Source organism: Stenotrophomonas sp. Ker107b (assembly GCF_053847245.1).
The window spans coordinates 794,534-811,721 of record NZ_JBSPHX010000001.1 but is presented as its reverse complement, the minus strand read 5'-3'; the positions used below and the strand labels follow the sequence as shown (position 1 = coordinate 811,721).

Here is a 17,188-nt window from a genome sequence, read left to right as displayed (position 1 = left end):
GAACCGGCGCCTCACCCTGAAAACGAAAACCCCGGGCATGCCCGGGGTTTTTTGATCGCATCCGGGCAGCCTGCAGGCCGTTACCGACGCTTCTTGCGGACGTACAGCACCAGCGAGTGCTCTTCCAGCTCGTAGCCGTGGTCGGCCGCGATCTTGCGCTGCAGTTCCTCGATCTCGTGGCTTTCGAACTCGATGATCTTGCCGCTGTCCACATCGACCATGTGGTCGTGGTGACCGCCGCGGTCCAGCTCGTAGACGGCCTGACCGCCTTCGAAGTTGTGCTTCAGCACCAGGCCGGCGGCCTCGAACTGGGTCAGCACCCGGTACACCGTGGCCAGGCCGATCTCGTCGCCGTGCTCCAGGAGCTGGCGGTAGATGTCTTCGGCTGTCATGTGGTGGCTGGCATTGCGCTGCTCGAGCAGCGCCAGGATCCGCATACGCGGATGGGTCACCTTGAGGCCGACTTTGCGCAGGTCGTGGGTTTCCATACTTCTCCGTTCATTGGCGATTTAGCGCCAGCTGCCTCGGATTGGGTCGCGGCGACACGTCAGGAGTGTATCATCGACTCGATTTCCCCAAACGCCATTCCCCGATGCGCAATCTCCTGCTGGTCGCCGCCGTTGCCCTGTCCACCACGGGCTGCGGCATCATTTACAAGCAACCCATCTATCAGGGCAACCTGATCCGGGAGCAGGCCGTCGGTCAGCTGCAGGTGGGCCAGAGCAAGCAGCAGGTTGGTGCCCTGCTTGGTACGCCCTCCATCGCGGACCCGTTCCACGCCCAGCGCTGGGACTACACCGCCAGCCAGCGCGTCAACCGCGTGGGCAAGACGGAAGTGAAGAACTTCACCGTCTACTTCGAAAACGACGCGGTCACCCGTTGGGACGGCGAGTACTTCGCCAGCGACGACGCCGAGCTGGCCCGCAGCACGCTGCGCCAGTTCGGCCGCAACCTGCCCAAGGACAAGAAGAAGCGCGGCCGCTGAGGCCCGCCTTCTTCACTCAGCTGCCGGCGCGTGCGCGCCGGCGGCGGTTGTCTTTCGGGTCGGCCAGCAGCGGACGCAGCAGCTCGACCCGGTCGCCCTCGCGCAACGTCTGATCCGGCCTGGCCAGCAGGCCATGCACGGCCACGGCCGGGCATTGCGCGCTGCCGTCGATGCCCGCGGCTTCTATGGCATCGGCGACAGTGACCCCCTCAGGCAGGGTCAACCTCCTCGCGTCGACGCGATCAGGCCAGGCCAGCACCACCTCGACCGTGATCACGACTCAGTCCTGGGCGTCGGCGACGCGGACGAAATCATTCACCATGCGGTCGGCCAGCCCCTGGAAACCCAGCGCCAAGGCCGGACCCAGCAGGCGTGAGGTCGGTTCGAACTCCAGCGTCAGCGTGACCTTGCAGGCGTCCTCGGCCAGCGCGTGGAACTCCCAGCGCCCGTGCAGGCGCTTGAACGGCCCGTCCTTGAGCTGCATATCAATGCTGTGCGGGCGCTGCAGCGTGTTCTCGGTCATGAACCAGGTCGAGAACGACCCAAAGCCCAGGTCCAGGCGCGCGACCAGTCGGTCCGGGCCGGACTCCAGGATCTGCGAGGCCGAACACCAGCGGAAGCGGCGCGGATAGGCGTCAATATCATTGACCAGGTCGAACATACGGGCAGCCGAATGTTCGACCAGGGCACTACGTCGGATAGTTGGCATGCGATACAGATGTCGGATGAATCGACCGGGCGTGCCCGAATCGGAGACAATAGGGAAATGAGCAAGAACAGCGGCAAGGATAAAGCAAAGGGCGCGACGGCCAACAAAACCATCGCGCTCAACAAGCGTGCCCGTCACGAGTACCACATCGAGGATCGCTTCGAAGCCGGCCTGGCCCTGCAGGGCTGGGAGGTCAAGTCGATCCGCGCCGGGCGCGGCAACATCATCGATGCCTACGCCTACGTGCGCGATGGCGAGATTTTCCTGATCGGGGCGCAGATCACCCCGTTGATCCAGGCCTCCTCCCACATGGTGGCCAACGACCGTCGCGAGCGGAAGCTGCTCCTGCATCGCAGCGAGATCGACAAGCTGATCGGCAAGGTGCAGCGCGATGGCTACACGATCGTGCCCACCGCGATGTACTGGAGCAAGAACAACATCAAGCTCGAGATCGCGCTGGCCAAGGGCAAGCAGACCCACGACAAGCGCGATGCCGAGAAGGACCGCGACTGGGCGCGCGAGAAGTCGCGCACCATGCGCCGGCACAACCGCGACGCGTGATGACGCGCGTGGCGGGCCTGTATCTGCGCAAGCGGCGATGATGCCCTGCCCCGCGCGGTCAGCGCTGGGTATCGTCCGGATCCACCTGATACGGGCGCATCTCCACCGGCGGCGGGTCCACACCGTGCTTCTGGCGATACAGCGCATTTAGATGCAGATTCAGGTGCAGCGCCTCGGCCTCGGCCAACAGGCGCTGCTCGCTGGTCAGTCGTCCCCCCAGCATCATTTCCCGGTGCAGCGCCGTGGTGAGGTCGCCGCGCATCTCGGCCACCCGGGATATCGCGTAGGCCTCGGGGATCCCTGCCGCATTGGCGCCCGCCTTCCAGGACGACAGCAGGCTCAGCGCGAACAGGTCGCCCTCCGCGCCGGAAGCCAGCAAACGGCTTTCAGCCGTCGGATCGGCGCCCAGCCGCCGCGCATCGAGCATCGTGGCCGCCACCGTGTCGCCTGCCCGTACCGCTTGGTCGAGCTCGGCGTCGGAGGCCTGCTGATAGCGGGTCCATTGCGCGCCATTGGGGAAGCCGTGCTGGTCGAGCCAGCGCCGCTCCTCTGGGTGACCGCTGCTGAAGGGGTCCTGGGCGATATCCAGGCTCTCCCGTGTGCGGGCGAGATCGGGAAAGGGGTGCGGCGGTCTGGTCGAGGCGGTCGGCGCCGCTTCAACCGAAGGCGTGGCCGCCTGTCCGCTCGGTGTCGACGCCTGCCCTGCCCAGCCCGGCGCCTGCGCACCCGACGTCGACCGCCAAACGCTGGCTGCCCCGAGCATTGCCGCCGCCAGCATCGCCATTGCGATCCACACCTGCCTCTTCAACGCGCCGTCCTTGTCTGTAACCACTCTTCTGGGGCCGGATTGTAGTCCGCCGGTGCGCCAGGGCGCCCGCCCCACCTGACCCGCGGACGCCAGCGGGACAACGATCTTTCCCCGCCAACCCCGCACAGCTGTCAGAATCCCCGCATTGATACGGAAAGGATCCGCGCGTGACTCTCGAAACTACCCCGGCACCCGCACTGGCGGCGGACGAACTGACCACCCTGCGCGCCGACGTGGCGGCGCTGGAGTTCATCTTTGACGAACTCGCCCGCGCCATGGACCCGGCCGCGCTGCTCAAGGTGCTGACCTACCTGATCCGCAACGCCAAGCGCGTCGCCTCGGAAACCCAGAGCTACGACAGCCTGGAGCACCGCCGCCTGGTGGCCCAGGTGGAATCGCTGATGGCCCGGGTCGAACCGCAGGCCAAGAAGCAGGCGATGACCGTGCGCAACGAGCACAACCGCCTGAAGAAGGAAAAGGCCCGCCACAAGGCCGACAGCCGCCGCCAGCTGCAGAAGTAAGTCCTTGGCGGGCAAGGTGACTGTTCAGCTGGATTGGAGTAGCATCCAACCCGTCAAGTAGAGTTCCGGTGCTGTTTTCCGGATGACGTGCGGTTCTTGAAGAAACCGGGGGTGCATTGGTTTCGACGGGGGTTGTGAAGTTACTTGGTGCATGCCGAGGGGGCAGCTTTCCTCGTTAATCCAGCAGCAAACTTTTAGTTGCCAACGACGACAACTACGGTTCGAACGACTTCGCAATCGCTGCCTAAAAACAGCTTTAGCGTTTAGTTCTACAGCCGCCTTAGGCGAACCCCCGAACCTACTTGTGCCCGTGCTCGTAGATGTAGGGTCATTATCACGGAACCGGTTGTGATGGCTGCCTGTCAGTCACGACTTAACTAAAGCAGGCTGGTCCTGGGGTGCGCTTTGCACACCGTGCTGCCACAGGATGAGATTTAACGGTGAGCTAAGCATGTAGTACCGGGGATGGAGTGCCTTCGGACGGCGGTTCAATTCCGCCCACCTCCACCATTAGACGGTCCCGCAAGGACCACAGAAAGCCGGAACCTCCCGTCAAACAAGGGGTTCCGGCTTTTTTGTTGTCTGTCGTCAGGCCCTGCTCATGGCAAAGCAGGCGCCGGCGCCGGAAACATCGCGCGCAACGCCTGCAGGGCCGCCGGGTGATAGATCGTGGCGTGGGTCTCGTCCGGCATCGGCTGGTACTTCACCAGCAGCGAGGGCGAGGCCTGCTGCAACAGTGCCGAGAACTGCGGCGTGCTGGCCGCCAGTTGCGGCTGGCCACTGCTGGCCAGGAACACCCGGGGCTGCGCCTGGCGGGCGGCCGCCAGTTGCTTCGGCGCATCGGCCAGCAACTGCCCCCGGTTCCACCACAGGCTGGGGTCGAGCGCGATATAGCTGTTGAACAGCGTGGGTTCCTGCAGCAGCGTCTCCACCACGAACAGCCCCGCCAGCGATTCTCCGATCAACGCACGCTCGTTGGTGGTCGCATAGCGCTTGCGCACCTCCGGCATCAGCTCATCGCGCAGGAACGCCCGGTACGCCGCCGACCCACCGATGCGTGGTGCGATCTTCCGATCCTCTGGATCATTACTGGGGCCGGTCATATCGCGGCGACGCTCAGTGTTTTCGATGCCGACCAGCAGGAAGGGACGTATGCTGCCGTTGCCGGACAACACCTGCACCAGCCCCGCCACGTGCAGGAAATCCTCGTCGATGCCGCCGTCGGGCATGTACAGCACCGGTAGCGGCGCGGCCGCGTCCAGCCCCCATGGCCGTGGGCGGTACACGTTGATCCGGCGGGTCTCCCCCAGGACCGTCGACTGCATGGTGAATGTTTCGCCAATGACCAGCGGTGAACTGGGTGCGGACGGCATGGACGGCGCCAGCTCGGCAGCCAGCGAGGGTGCGACGGACGTAGCAAGCAACAACAGGGGCAGCACGAACATGCGCATGACGCGATCCATCACTGTGTATCAGCGAGCATAGCCGCCGGAGTACCGCAATCGGAAATGCCGGATCGGCAGCTGGAACGGCAGCCCCTCACGGCAACGTAAACTTCCGCGCCATCCGCAGCGGCCACACCGAAGTGAACTGCGCACCACCCACCAGCCGGTACGCCGCCGACACATTGTGCAGCACGCCCATCCCCTCCAGCACATCCTTGGTCTTCCGGAACGTCGGGCGCGGATCCGCAGTGAACATGAAAAGGTTGATCTCTTTCGCGCTGACGTCGTAGCCGTCCAGCGTGGCCGCCTTGCCAAGCGCCGTGGTCAGCTCGGCCTCCAGCGTGGCCAGAAAGGCCTCGTCGTCCAGCGACTTTCGCCAGAACTTGATCACAAGCTGGTAATCCATCAGGCGTTCCCGTCGTTCAAGAAGTGAACCGCCAAGGGTACCCGCATGGCAGGCATCACGCTGTCTTTGAGGCGGCCGCGATCGTCTGCGCCAGCCGGTCGGCGATGGCCTGCCGCACCTCCGGCGCCAGCCGCGAGCGCGATAGCGCTTCGAACACCCACATGCCGTCGGCGGCGAGCTTGGCGATGAACAGGTCCAGCGCGGCCGGGTCGCTCAGGTCCTTCGGCGTGGGCGGCGACCAACGCTCCACCACCGTGGTCCAGGGCTGCATGTTCTCGTCGGTGGCGGCTGCATCGAACATCAGCTGCAGCTCGGCCCGGCTCGCGGTCTGGGCACAGGTGAGTGCGTAGGCCTGGTAGCGTTCAGTCGCAGCCGCGGCCTCGCCCGGTTTGCCGGCCGCATCGATCATGCTCGCCTCCCACACGCCGGCCAGGTGCTGGTGGATGCCCTGCAGCAGCGCATCGCGCGAGGGGAAGTGGTACAGCAACCCGCCCCGGGCGATGCCGGATTCGGTGGCGACCGCTTCGAAAGTGAGCGCGGTGATGCCGTCGCGTTCGATCACGCGGACGGCGGCATCCAGGATGTTGGTTCGGTTGCTCGGGCGCATGGGCTCAGTGGGCGTGGGAGACGGTGGTGGCCGTGCCGGGGCCATGGCGGCGCAGCAGTACGCCGGTGGTGACGGTGCCGACCAGCAGCACCCCGGCAATCACATACAGTACCCAAACGTAGCTGGCGTCGTACGCGGTGCTGGCCGCTGACAGCCACCCGGCGTCGCCGCCAGGTTGTGCGGCCAGTGCAAGCGCCTGCTGGATGCTCTGGCCCGCACCGGCGTCCACGCCGTCCGGCAGCGTCACGGTGGCCGAGTACAGCGCGGCGATCAGGCTGCCCAGCAGGGACACCGCGAACAGGCTGCCGAACTCATAGGACACCTCCTCCACCGAGGAGGCCATGCCAGCGCGGTGCGGGGGCACGTTGCCGATGATCGCGGTGGAAGCCACGGAGATGGTGGCGCCCATGCCCAGCCCGGTCAGCAGCAGCCCGGCGAGGGTCCAGCCGAGGTGGCCGCCAAAGGTGGCCGCGACCAGCACCACACCGGCGGTGCCCACGCCCAGCCCACCGGTGATCAGCGGCAACAGCCCGACGCGGTGCAGGAACATGCCGCCGAAAATGGCGCTGGGCAGGCACCCGATCGCCACCACGGACACCAGCAGGCCAGCCTGCAAGGGGGTGTAGTCGGCGACCAGCTGGAAGCGCTGGGTGGTCAGCAGCTGCAGGCCGGCAATGGCAAACATCGCGAACGCGGCCGAGAGCACGCCGGCCAGGAACGGCGCGTTACGGAAGATGGCCACGTCGAGCATGGGGTATGGCAGACGACGCTGGCGGCGCAGGAACAGCACCAGGCCGACAACAAAGATCAGCGCGGCCCCACCGGCCAGTGGCCCGTTCGGCGGCGCGTGCGCGACCTCCTTGATCGCCACCACCAGCCCGGACAAGGCGACCAGGCTGAGCAGCGAGGAGATCAGATCCCAGGGCTTGCCTGCATCGGGCGTGCCGTGCGGCGCGAACAGCACCGCCCCGACCATGGCCAGCAGCACGATCGGCACATTGATCAGGAACACCGCGCCCCACCAGAAGTGGGCCAGCAGCACGCCGCCAACGATCGGGCCGATGGCGCTGCCGATGATGGAGATACAGCCCCACACCGCGATCGCCAGATTGCGCTCGCGCTCGTCTTCGAAGGTCAGGCTGATGAGCGCCAAGGTGGCGGGCATCATCGCCGCCGCGCCCACGGCCAACAGCGCGCGGGCGGCGATCAGCAGATTGGCATCCGGCGCGAACGCGGCCAGCAGCGAGGCGATACCGAAGATCGCCAGGCCGATCAGGAACATGCGGCGGTGCCCCAGGCGATCGCCCAGCGTACCGGCACCCAGCAGCAGGCCAGCCATCACCAGGGGATAAGCGTTGATGATCCACAGACCCTGCAGCGGGGTCGCGCCCAGTTCCTTGGTCAGCGTGGGCAAGGCGGTGTAGAGCACCGAGTTGTCGAGGGTGATCAGCAACAGGCCGGCGGCTACGGTGAGCAGCAGGCTCCAGCGCTGGGTCTTGGTCGGGGTCATGGGGCGTCAGGAGGGGCAACGGAATCGTAACTATACAGGACGTCCTGTTTTGTTTGGCCCGTGTACCGCCGACGCGTTCAGCCTGCGGCGACGCACCGTGTGCGCACTGCGCGCTGGCCGCTGCGCCGCCCCAACTGCGTTTACCTCATTGCAGGGGGCTCACCCGGGCAGGCGGGCGCCTGTCCGGTATGGACTGTGTTCGGGGAACGCTATGGACGGACAGAAAGAGGCTTTTCGGCTGGCGCAGGCCGAGTTGGCGCAGTGCTGGGCAGGCGGGATGTCAGCCGCTAAGCGCTGGGCGGTGTATGACGCGATCCACGATCGACTGATCGCGCAATGGCCTGCCGAGGCCCATCGCATCGTCGGCATGATGGTGATGTGGGTGACCGAGATCCGCGGCTCCTGCCCGGCTCCGTATCGCACGGCAGATGCGGGCATGAGTGACAGCGCGCTGCTGCGCGCGTGCCGTATCGATTCGTGAGGGGCTACGGCGCCGTCGGCTGGAACGGATCGGTGTGGCCGGCCACTTCCATGTTGATGGCATTGATCAGGGCCGACACGGCGGTCGCCAGGCGGCGGCTGTCCGAGATGGAGCCGAAGAACAGAATCGAGGTGCCGTCGAGTTCGACACCGGCCAGCCCGAGTTCGCCCTTCAGCGCGGCCACCCGTTCGTCGAACAGCTTCAACCAGTGGGCATCGGGAACAACATCGAGCATGGCCACAATGGCCTCGTCCGCGCCGTGATCGACAATGGTCTGCAATGTCGGGACGTCAAAACCCAGCAGGCGCGGCACGCTGCTATCTGGTACGGGGATGCTCATGCGGGCATGGTAGCCGGTCAGCCGGGCCAGTGTTGGAAGACGTTCAGTCACACGCGCTTGACCCGTCGGCGGTGAACCGCGCAGCCTCGACAATTCCTTGATCGGGTCGCGCTCATGCTCAATACGAAACGCCCCTGTCGGGGACCACCAAGGACATGCCATGACGCCGCTCCGCTCGCTGCTGCTGACCACCCTGCTCGCCCTGACGCCGATCCTGGCCACCGCAGCGGACAAGGTCACCACCACGCCCGTGCACTTCACCAAGGGCGCCAGCAGCGCCACCCTGCGCGGCACGTTGTCCGGCTATGACACCGTTCGGTACACGATCGCCGCACGGGCCGGCCAGACCATGGCGGTGACGATCGACGGCAGTCCCAACGCCAACTTCAATGTGTTTGCCCCCGGCGTGACGCCCGGCCAGGGTGAGGCACTGGGCAGCAACGACGAGAAGCGACGCTGGAGCGGCACCCTGCCGACCACCGGCACCTATGTCGTGCAGGTCTACCAGATGCGTGCCCAGGCGCGTCGCAACGAAAAGGCACCGCACAGCCTGACGGTTGCGATCCGCTGAGCCCTCTCCCGGGTATCCTCGGCGGTGCTGGCTTCCCCCTCGCAAGGACCCCGGGATGGATTTCCTCAAACTGCTGCGGTCGCTGGAAGAGTTCCTCTACGAGCTGTGCACCTGGTTCCTGTTTTTCCCACGCACGCTGTACCGCGTGATCGTGTATCCACGGCGGATGGCCCAGTACGTGGATACCGAGCTGAAGGAAAAACTGGACCGCCAGTTCGACGATGCGATCAGCCCGCCCATGTTCCTGATGCTGGCGGTGCTGGTCGCGCACGGGGTGGAGCTGATGCTGCACCAGCAGGTGGTCGGCACCGGGGCGCTGTCGCGCTCGATCTTCGGCAATGAAGAGAGCCTGCTGCTGTACCGCTCGATCACGTTCGCGATCTGGCCGCTGGTGACCACCACGCACCTGTTGCGGCGCAAGCACGTGCCGATGACCCGCGAGTCGCTGCGCCGCCCGTTTTTCATGCAGTGCTACCTGACCGCACCGTTCGCGGTGGCCCTGTCCACCAGCATGGTGTTCGTGCGGCTGCCGGGCCAGCTGTCGACCACGCTGGGCATCGCGGTCGGTGTGCTCGCCGCGCTGTGGTATGCGGTGGTCCAGGCCGGGTGGCTGAAGGTCGCGCTGCAGCGCTCGTGGCTCAACACGATCCTCTCGACCCTGTGGGTACTGGTACTCGGCGCTGCGATCAACATGACGATCGGCGTGATCCTGCTGTCGAATTGAGTGCGTCGGTGGGCGCCTCCGGAAGACACGAATAGAGGTCGAAATCGCGCGACACGCCCGCGACCAGACGGTACCGGCGAAGCCGCCCCTCATGCTCGAAGCCACAGCGGCGAAGTACACCCGCCGAGGCGACATTGGTATCCAGTACCGAAGCCTGGATCCGATGCCAGCCGAACTGCCTCCACGCCCACGCTACCACTTCGTTGCACACGGCACTGGCGATACCGCGTCGCCAGTACTGCGGCGCAAGCTCGTAAGCTATCTCGGCCGTTCCATGCTGAGCATTGATACTGTGGAAACCGATGCTGCCTGCCAGCACACCCTGGGCGTCAAGGATGCCTAAGCGGACCTGAGATGCGGATGCATCGTCGCCGCAGGCCTCCAGGATCGGCATCAGATCCTCGGCCGAGGACAGCGACCAGCTGGTCTGGGCGGTCACCTCAGGCAAGCGCAACACCGCATACCACGCATGGGCGTCTTCGGGCCGTAACCAGCGCAGGGAGACGCCGGGCAGACCAATGGAGGGCAAGGCAACAGGCGACGGGGTCACAGCGTTCTCCAGCGAGGCATGGCACCATTCAAGCGAACAGCAGCGCCGTGTACAAGCGTACAGGCGCACACTTCATGACGCCGGACCCGGCCTGTTCCCCCGACCAACCGCCATGTCCCGCATATCCTTCCCCCGCCCTTCCATGCGACCCTTTGGGAACGTTTTCATGGAATGGAGGGATTCCACATGCTGTCTCGTTTCCATCGGCCCGCGCTGCTGGCCCTGATGATGCTCGCGGCCCCGCTGGGTACCGCCTGGGCGCAGGCACCGGCTGCGTTGAAGGTGATGTCCTTCAACGTCCGCACACCGGCCGACACCGATCCGGGCAAGCGCTGGGAAGACCGCCGCGATGCGATGGTCACGCTGATCCGCGAGCAGAAGCCCGAGGTCATCGGCACCCAGGAACTGGTCAAAAAACAGGGCGACTATCTGGTCTCGCACCTGCCCGGCTATACCCTGTTCGGCAGGGACCGGCGCGGCGGCAGTGGCGATGAACACATGGGCGTGCTGTACGACAACACGCGCCTGAAGGTGATCGAGTCAGGCGACTTCTGGCTCTCCGATACACCGGACGTGCCGGGCAGCATCACCTGGGGCAACCTGTTCCCGCGCATGGTGACCTGGGCGCTGTTCCAGCGTCAGGCCGACGGCCAGCGTTTCTATCTGTTCAACACCCACCTGCCCTACCGCGATGAGGATGAGCCACGCCGCGTGCTCGGTGCCAAGCTGATCGTCTCCCGTCTGGCTGCACTGCCCAAGGACATCCCGGTGGTCGTCACGGGCGATTTCAATAGCGAGCCGGGCAGCGACACCTACACAGCCTTTACCGCCGCGTTGGGCGATGCTCGCAAACTCGCTGCGAAGGTCGATGGCCCGCGCCTGACCTTCCATGATTTCACCGGCAAGCCCACGGTAGAGCTGGACTGGATCCTGGTGCGCGGCTTCAGCGTGGACAGCTTCAGCACGCTGGACCAGAAGCCCGGTGGCGTATTGCCGTCGGATCATTACCCGGTGCAGGCGGAACTCCGGTTCCCCGCGGGCACGACGACGGGCAAGTAAGGAAACGCGCGATGGGCGGTCACAGCACCGTCCATCGGCTTCAGCATGGCCGCCCGGCGGCCATGCGCGTCCATCACCGCATCATGTCTGCCGCTCATCGATCTGCTGCAGCAGCCGATACAGGGCCTGATGCTGCTCACGTGCCTGGCAGATCCGCGCGCCGATGGCGATGAACACACCGGTGGCGATCAGGCCGATCTCGAACAACCCTTCGGTCAGGCAACAGAATCCCATGACCACCGCAACGATCGCCACCACCAACAGCGCGATCACGCCACGGGAAAGTCCCGCGCCGGATGCAGGTCCCGGGTCGTGCAGATGCAGGCGGACAGGACGCCACGGATTGGGTTGCATGCGGGCCACTCCAGAAAACGACCCACGCTTTTAGCACCGTGCGCAGAAACCGTGCAGAGGCAAAGCCGTCAACCGCGACGCACTGCGCAGCGGAAGTGACGGCTGTTGCTCATTCCTTCCCCGGGACGGCGCCCTCGCCGCCCCGAGACCCACGCGGCGGTCAGCGTTGCGTGACCGCCACCGGGGCGTTGGCCGCATCCTGCTGCTGGCCCCAACCACCCAAGGCCTTGTAGACACCGACCACGCTGACGTTGACCGTGGATTCGGCCTCGGCGAGCGCATCATTTGCGGCCAGCTGCGTGCGCTGTGCATCCAACAGGGTCAGGAAGTCTTCCGAGCCCTCGCGGAAGCGGATCTGCGCCAGCTCCTCGGCGCGGCCTGCCGCCTGGGCCTGCTCGGCGACAATCGCCAGGCGGGCCTGCTGCTTGGCGTAACGCGTCAGCGCGTTCTCGGTGTCTTCCAGTGCCAGCAGCACGGCCTTTTCGTACTCGGCCGCAGCGCCGTCAGCCTGCGCCTTGCTCGCGCGCAGACGTGCCTTCACCGTGCCGAAATCGAACGCGGCCCAGCTGATCGACGGGGTCACCGACCAGGCTTTGTTGCTGCCGTTGACCAGCCCGCTGGCATCGCCGGAGAGGAAGCCGACAAAGCCGCTCAGGCTGATCCGCGGGAACAGGTCAGCCGTGGCCACGCCAACGCGCGCGGTCGCCGCAGCCAGCCGACGCTCGGCCACGCGCACATCGGCGCGCTGACGCAGCAGATCGGTGGTGTCACCGAGCGGCAACGCCTTGGCGTACGGCCGCATCTCGCGCGGCTGCAGCAGGCTGTCCAGTGCATCCGGGCGCTGGCCCAGCAGCACCGCCAAGCGATGACGCGACTGCACTTCGGCCACTTCCAGCAGCGGGATGTCGGCCTCGATCGCCTTCAGACGCGCGCGGCTGCTCTGCACATCCAGCTCGCTGCCGGCGCCCAGTTCCCACCGGGTTTCGGTGAGCTTCTGGGTGTCGCGCAGGTTGACCAGCGTGCGTTTTGCCACCGCGATGCGCTTCTGGGTACCACGCAGTTCGAAGTAGTTGCGGGCCACTTCGGCAGCGACGGTGACCTGTGCATCGGCGAGGTTGTCCTGCTCGGCGCCCAGGTCCGCGCGCGCTGCTTCGGCGGCACGGCGCTGGCGGCCGAACAGATCCAGTTCCCAGCCGGCATCGAAGCCGAGCTGATAACTTTCGCTGAAGACACGCTCGCCACCCACCGTTGCATCGGGCTGCTTGCGACGGTCGTAGCTGCCGCCGCTGGTCACGTGGGGCAACTGGTCCAGGCGCTGCTCGACAAACACCGCGCGGGCCTCACGCACGCGCGACATCGCGATGCGCAGGTCCAGGTTGGTGCCCAGTGCTTCATGTACCAGCTGCTCCAGCACCGGGTCGTCGAACTGGGCCCACCAGCTCGCCACCGGCGAGGTGGTGGTGAACACCGGCGCGGCGGCGCCCTGCAGGGTCACCGGCTCGGCCGGCGGCGCCTGGTAGTTGGGGCCGACGCTGACGCAGCCGGCCAGCAGCGCGCTGGTCACGGCCACGGTCAACAGGCGGATCACCATGGCAGCACCTCGCCGAGGTAGGTGAAGCTGCCGTTCGGGCCATCGGCATCGATCAGTGCCATACCGACGCTGGAACGCGCGCCGTCGCTGATCTCGATCTCACCCTCGCCACCGTTCATGTCGGTTTTGACGTAGCCCGGATGCACGGTGTTGACCTTGGTGGTGCTCTCGCGCAGCTCATAGGCCAGCTGCACGGTCCAAGCGTTCACCGCGCTCTTGGAGGCGTTGTAGGCCGGCACCGCGAAGCCGTAGATCGGCGAGCCCGGTTGGCTGTGCAGGGTCAGCGAACCCAGGATGCTGGACACGTTGACGATGCGACCGGCCGACGAGGCGTTGAGCAGCGGCAGGAACGCCTGGGTGACAGCGATCACCGCGAACACGTTGGTGTCGAAGGTATCGCGCCAGGTCTGCAGGGTCTGCGCCGAGGGGGCCAGCTTGATGTCGTCGAGCAGGATGCCGGCGTTGTTGACCAGGATGTCCAGACGGCCGTGACGCTCGGTCACGGTCTGCACGGCGGCGGCGATGCTGGCGGCATCACCGACGTCGAGCTGGATCGCTTCCACCGGCAGGCCCTCGGCCTGCAGCTTCAGCGCCTCGGCCACGGCGACGTCGCGCTTGCGCCCGGCCAGCAGCGTATGCACGCCGGCCTGGGCCAGCTGACGGACGGTTTCCAGGCCGATGCCGCGGGTGGCGCCGGTGACCAGGGCGATCTTTTGGGTAGCGGTATTCATAGGAAAAACCTCGCGGGGGAAGGAATCAGTGGTGGATGGTCGGTTCGCCGTGGGTCACCAGCTGCCCGCCGCCATTACGGCTGACGAACTTGCGCAGGGCCACGTAGAACACCGGGGTCAGGAACAGGCCGAACAGGGTGACGCCCAACATGCCGGCGAACACCGTGATACCGGTCACCGAGCGGACTTCCGCACCGGCGCCATGCGAGATCACCAGCGGAATGGTGCCGGCGATGAACGCGATGGAGGTCATCACGATCGGGCGCAGACGCAGGCGGCACGCTTCCAGTGCAGCCTCCACGATGCCCTTGCCGCCCATTTCCAGTTCTCGGGCGAACTCGACGATCAGGATGGCGTTCTTGCATGCCAGGCCCATCAGCACCACCAGGCCGACCTGCACGAACACGTTGTTGTCACCGCCCGTCATCCATACGCCGAACAACGCAGACAGCAGGGTCATGGGGACAATCAGGATCACCGCCAGCGGCAGCGACCAGCTTTCATACAGCGCAGCCAGCACCAGGAACGCCAGCAGGATCGCTACCGGGAACACGATGAAGGCGGCCTTGCCCTGGGTGGCCTGCTGGTAGCTCAGGTCGGTCCACTCGGTCTGCATGCCCACCGGCAGCACCTGCCCGGCAATCTCGGTCAGCTTGGCCATGGCCTCGGCCGAGGACAGCATGCGCGGATCGGCTTCGCCGGCCAGATCGGCCGCCGGGTAACCGTTGAAGCGCAGCACCGGATCCGGACCGTAGGTTTCCTTCACGGTGACCATCGAGCCGATCGGCACCATCTCGCCACGGTTGTTGCGGGTACGCAGGCGACCGATGTCTTCCACGCTGTCACGGAACTGGCCGTCGGCCTGGGCAATCACCTGCCAGGTACGACCGAACTGGTTGAAGTCATTTACGTACGACGAGCCCAGGTAGGTCTGCAGGGTGTCGAACAACTCGGTCAGTTCCACCCCCTGGGCCTTGGCCTTGACGCGGTCCACTTCGGCATCCAGCTGCGGCACGTTGGCCTGGTAACTGGTGATCGGGAACGCCATGCCCGGGGTCTGCGCGACGGCACCCTGCATCGTGCTCACCGCGGTCTGCAGTGCGCCGTAACCGAGGTTGCCACGGTCCTGGATGAACATCTGATAGCCGTTGCCGTTGCCCAGACCGAGGATCGGCGGCGGCATCATGGAGAACGCGAAGCCCTCCTGCAGCCCGGCGATCTTGGCGTTGATCTCGGCATTGATCTGCGCGGCGGTGCGGCCCTTGCGCTCACTGAACGGCTTGAGCGGAACAAACGCCACACCGGTGTTGGGCGTATTGGTGAACTGCAGCGCGTTCAGACCCGGGAACTGGATCGTGTGCGCCACGCCATCGGTGTTGCGCGCGATCTCGGCGACCTTGGCCAGCATGGCGTCGGTCCGTGCGATCGAGGAGCCTTCCGGCAGCTTCACACCGGCGATCAGGTACAGCTTGTCCTGGGTCGGGATGAAGCCGGCCGGCACCGCCTTGAACATCAGACCGGTGGCCAGCAGCAGGCCCGCGTAGACCACGAATACCAGGCCACGGCGGCCCAGCAGGCGGCCGACCGAACCGTGGTACTTCTCCGAGCTGGTCTTGAAGAAGCGGTTGAACGGACGGAAGATCCAGCCGAACAGACGATCGATCAGACGGGTCAGGCCATCCTTCGGTGCACCGTGCGGCTTGAGCAGGCGTGCGGCCAGCGCCGGCGACAGGGTCAGCGAGTTGATCGCCGAGATCACGGTCGAGATCGCGATGGTGACGGCGAACTGCTTGTAGAACGCACCGGTCACGCCCGACAGGAACGCCATCGGCACGAACACCGCGCACAGCACCAGCGCGATCGCCACGATCGGCCCGGACACTTCTCGCATCGCCTGGTGCGCCGCGGCCAGAGGGGTCAGGCCTTCTTCGATGTTGCGCTCGACGTTCTCCACTACCACGATCGCGTCATCGACCACGATGCCGATCGCCAGCACCAGCCCGAACAGGGTCAAGGTGTTGATCGAGAAGCCCAGCACGTACAGCGCCGCGAACGTACCCACGATGGACACCGGCACGGCGATCAACGGAATGATCGAGGCGCGCCAGGTCTGCAGGAACAGGATGACCACCAGCACCACCAGCGCGATCGCTTCCAGCAGCGTGGAGACCACCGCCTTGACCGAGTCACGCACGAAGATGGTGGTGTCATACACCGCTTCGTACTTCACGCCGGCCGGGAACTGCTTGGTCAGCTCGTCCATCGTATGGATCACCGAGTCACGGATCTCCAGCGCGTTGGCACCCGGGGCCTGGAAGATACCGATGCCGACCGCGTTCTTGCCGTCCAGCTGCGAGCGCAGCGTGTAGTCACCGGCGCCCAGTTCCAGGCGGGCGACATCGGACAGGCGCACCACTTCACCGTCGTCACCGGCCTTGAGCACGATGTCGCGGAACTCCTGCTCGCTGCGCAGGCGACCCTGGGCGTTGATCAGGGTCAGGAAGTCGCTGCTGGGCATCGGTTCGGCGCCGAGCTGGCCGGCCGAGACCTGCACGTTCTGTTCGCGCATCGCACGCACCACATCGCTGGCGGTCAGGCCACGGGCGGCGATCTTGTCCGGGTCCAGCCACGCACGCATCGCGTAATCACCGCCGCCGAACATCTGCGCATCGCCGACGCCCTGCAGGCGTGCCAGCGAATCCTTGACGTGCAGGCGCGCGTAGTTGCGCAGGTACAGCGAGTCGTACTTGCCGTCCGGCGAGGTCAGGTGGACCACCATCAGGAAGGTCGGCGACTGCTTCTGGGTGGACACACCCTGGCGGCGCACGTCTTCAGGCAGGCGCGCCTGCGCCTGGGCCACACGGTTCTGCACCTTGACCGCGGCTTCATCCGGGTCGGTGCCGGGGCGGAAGGTCACGGTCATCTGCAGCACGCCGTCGGAGCCGGCGACGGACTTGATGTACATCATGTCCTCCACGCCGTTGATCGCTTCTTCCAGTGGCGTGGCCACGGTTTCAGCAATCACCTTGGGGTTGGCGCCCGGGTACACCGTGCGCACCACCACCGAGGGCGGCACCACTTCGGGGTATTCGCTGATCGGCAGCATCGGAATCGCGATCAGGCCGGCGGCGAAGATCACGATCGACAGCACCGCCGCGAAGATCGGCCTGTCAATGAAAAAACGGGAAAAGTCCATGGGTGGATTCCTGGGGTTTCACCAGCGCCGGCGTGCACG

The 17,188-nt window shown here is 65.8% G+C and carries 21 protein-coding genes and 1 other RNA gene; 8 read left to right on the top strand and 14 right to left on the bottom strand.

Annotated features, from left to right (window positions below; all coding sequences use genetic code 11):
- Positions 1-80: 80 nt before the first annotated feature.
- Entirely contained in the window at positions 81-488 is a 408-nt protein-coding gene (gene fur, locus ACWV8V_RS03930; protein WP_070470227.1) for a ferric iron uptake transcriptional regulator, read from the bottom strand.
- Between the two features lie 104 nt (positions 489-592).
- On the opposite strand from fur, the gene ACWV8V_RS03925 reads away from it, so the two are divergent.
- Positions 593-985, top strand: coding sequence for an outer membrane protein assembly factor BamE (locus ACWV8V_RS03925; RefSeq protein WP_123729007.1), 393 nt, complete (start codon positions 593-595; stop codon positions 983-985).
- A 16-nt stretch (positions 986-1,001) separates the two neighbouring features.
- Here the strand turns inward: ACWV8V_RS03925 and ACWV8V_RS03920 are convergent, their stop codons facing one another.
- Together ACWV8V_RS03920 and ACWV8V_RS03915 are read right to left on the bottom strand one after the other, a co-directional pair.
- Positions 1,002-1,262, bottom strand: coding sequence for an RnfH family protein (locus ACWV8V_RS03920; protein ID WP_259260390.1), 261 nt, complete (start codon positions 1,260-1,262; stop codon positions 1,002-1,004).
- 3 nt (positions 1,263-1,265) lie between these two features.
- A complete protein-coding gene (locus tag ACWV8V_RS03915) occupies positions 1,266-1,694 on the bottom strand; it encodes a type II toxin-antitoxin system RatA family toxin (protein WP_026069778.1) in 429 nt (142 codons plus the stop codon).
- 57 nt (positions 1,695-1,751) lie between these two features.
- Here ACWV8V_RS03915 and smpB point away from each other — a divergent pair, with 57 nt between their 5' ends.
- The gene (gene smpB, locus ACWV8V_RS03910; protein ID WP_123729005.1) at positions 1,752-2,255 is read left to right on the top strand and encodes an SsrA-binding protein SmpB; all 504 of its coding nucleotides are present in this window, start codon (positions 1,752-1,754) and stop codon (positions 2,253-2,255) included.
- 58 nt (positions 2,256-2,313) lie between these two features.
- Here the strand turns inward: smpB and ACWV8V_RS03905 are convergent, their stop codons facing one another.
- A complete protein-coding gene (locus ACWV8V_RS03905) occupies positions 2,314-3,039 on the bottom strand; it encodes a hypothetical protein (protein ID WP_455898982.1) in 726 nt (241 codons plus the stop codon).
- Between the two features lie 191 nt (positions 3,040-3,230).
- Between ACWV8V_RS03905 and ACWV8V_RS03900 the strand changes: the two genes are divergently transcribed.
- Positions 3,231-3,584, top strand: coding sequence for a hypothetical protein (locus ACWV8V_RS03900; RefSeq protein ID WP_121042052.1), 354 nt, complete (start codon positions 3,231-3,233; stop codon positions 3,582-3,584).
- Between the two features lie 107 nt (positions 3,585-3,691).
- Positions 3,692-4,094, top strand: a transfer-messenger RNA (tmRNA) gene (gene ssrA, locus ACWV8V_RS03895).
- Positions 4,095-4,183: 89 nt separating this feature from the next.
- On the opposite strand, the gene ACWV8V_RS03890 is transcribed toward ssrA, so the two are convergent.
- The 4 genes from ACWV8V_RS03890 to ACWV8V_RS03875 form a co-directional block, all read right to left on the bottom strand.
- Positions 4,184-5,035, bottom strand: coding sequence for an alpha/beta hydrolase (locus ACWV8V_RS03890; RefSeq protein ID WP_455898981.1), 852 nt, complete (start codon positions 5,033-5,035; stop codon positions 4,184-4,186).
- Positions 5,036-5,123: 88 nt separating this feature from the next.
- Positions 5,124-5,420 (bottom strand): hypothetical protein, encoded by a 297-nt coding sequence (locus tag ACWV8V_RS03885; RefSeq protein ID WP_455898980.1) that lies wholly within the window; start codon positions 5,418-5,420, stop codon positions 5,124-5,126.
- 70 nt (positions 5,421-5,490) lie between these two features.
- Positions 5,491-6,042, bottom strand: a complete 552-nt coding sequence (locus tag ACWV8V_RS03880; protein ID WP_455898979.1) for a TetR/AcrR family transcriptional regulator — start codon at positions 6,040-6,042, stop codon at positions 5,491-5,493.
- A gap of 4 nt (positions 6,043-6,046) precedes the next feature.
- Positions 6,047-7,552 carry an MFS transporter gene (locus ACWV8V_RS03875; protein ID WP_455898978.1) on the bottom strand — a complete coding sequence of 502 codons (1,506 nt, stop codon included), beginning with the start codon at positions 7,550-7,552 and terminating at the stop codon, positions 6,047-6,049.
- A 277-nt stretch (positions 7,553-7,829) separates the two neighbouring features.
- Between ACWV8V_RS03875 and ACWV8V_RS03870 the strand changes: the two genes are divergently transcribed.
- Complete coding sequence (locus tag ACWV8V_RS03870; RefSeq protein ID WP_455898977.1) at positions 7,830-8,033, top strand: hypothetical protein; 204 nt, start codon at positions 7,830-7,832, stop codon at positions 8,031-8,033.
- 4 nt (positions 8,034-8,037) lie between these two features.
- On the opposite strand, the gene ACWV8V_RS03865 is transcribed toward ACWV8V_RS03870, so the two are convergent.
- On the bottom strand, positions 8,038-8,373 hold the full coding sequence (locus tag ACWV8V_RS03865) for a hypothetical protein (RefSeq protein ID WP_260232182.1): 336 nt from the start codon (positions 8,371-8,373) through the stop codon (positions 8,038-8,040).
- A 160-nt stretch (positions 8,374-8,533) separates the two neighbouring features.
- Here ACWV8V_RS03865 and ACWV8V_RS03860 point away from each other — a divergent pair, with 160 nt between their 5' ends.
- Both ACWV8V_RS03860 and ACWV8V_RS03855 read left to right on the top strand, forming a co-directional pair.
- Entirely contained in the window at positions 8,534-8,944 is a 411-nt protein-coding gene (locus ACWV8V_RS03860) for a g-type lysozyme inhibitor (RefSeq protein WP_455898976.1), read from the top strand.
- Between the two features lie 55 nt (positions 8,945-8,999).
- A complete protein-coding gene (locus tag ACWV8V_RS03855; RefSeq protein ID WP_455898975.1) occupies positions 9,000-9,668 on the top strand; it encodes a hypothetical protein in 669 nt (222 codons plus the stop codon).
- Here ACWV8V_RS03855 and ACWV8V_RS03850 read toward each other — a convergent pair.
- Positions 9,631-10,218 (bottom strand): GNAT family N-acetyltransferase, encoded by a 588-nt coding sequence (locus tag ACWV8V_RS03850; RefSeq protein ID WP_455898974.1) that lies wholly within the window; start codon positions 10,216-10,218, stop codon positions 9,631-9,633. The genes ACWV8V_RS03855 and ACWV8V_RS03850 overlap by 38 nt on opposite strands.
- 186 nt (positions 10,219-10,404) lie before the next feature.
- Between ACWV8V_RS03850 and ACWV8V_RS03845 the strand changes: the two genes are divergently transcribed.
- Complete coding sequence (locus tag ACWV8V_RS03845) at positions 10,405-11,277, top strand: endonuclease/exonuclease/phosphatase family protein (RefSeq protein ID WP_455898973.1); 873 nt, start codon at positions 10,405-10,407, stop codon at positions 11,275-11,277.
- An 81-nt stretch (positions 11,278-11,358) separates the two neighbouring features.
- Here the strand turns inward: ACWV8V_RS03845 and ACWV8V_RS03840 are convergent, their stop codons facing one another.
- The 4 genes from ACWV8V_RS03840 to ACWV8V_RS03825 form a co-directional block, all read right to left on the bottom strand.
- Complete coding sequence (locus tag ACWV8V_RS03840) at positions 11,359-11,631, bottom strand: hypothetical protein (protein WP_455898972.1); 273 nt, start codon at positions 11,629-11,631, stop codon at positions 11,359-11,361.
- A 160-nt stretch (positions 11,632-11,791) separates the two neighbouring features.
- A complete protein-coding gene (locus ACWV8V_RS03835) occupies positions 11,792-13,222 on the bottom strand; it encodes an efflux transporter outer membrane subunit (protein ID WP_259260372.1) in 1,431 nt (476 codons plus the stop codon).
- Positions 13,216-13,953 carry an SDR family oxidoreductase gene (locus ACWV8V_RS03830; RefSeq protein ID WP_455898971.1) on the bottom strand — a complete coding sequence of 246 codons (738 nt, stop codon included), beginning with the start codon at positions 13,951-13,953 and terminating at the stop codon, positions 13,216-13,218. The genes ACWV8V_RS03835 and ACWV8V_RS03830 overlap by 7 nt, the downstream gene beginning before the upstream one ends.
- Before the next feature lie 25 nt (positions 13,954-13,978).
- The gene (locus ACWV8V_RS03825; protein WP_123728991.1) at positions 13,979-17,149 is read right to left on the bottom strand and encodes an efflux RND transporter permease subunit; all 3,171 of its coding nucleotides are present in this window, start codon (positions 17,147-17,149) and stop codon (positions 13,979-13,981) included.
- Positions 17,150-17,188 lie beyond the last annotated feature (39 nt).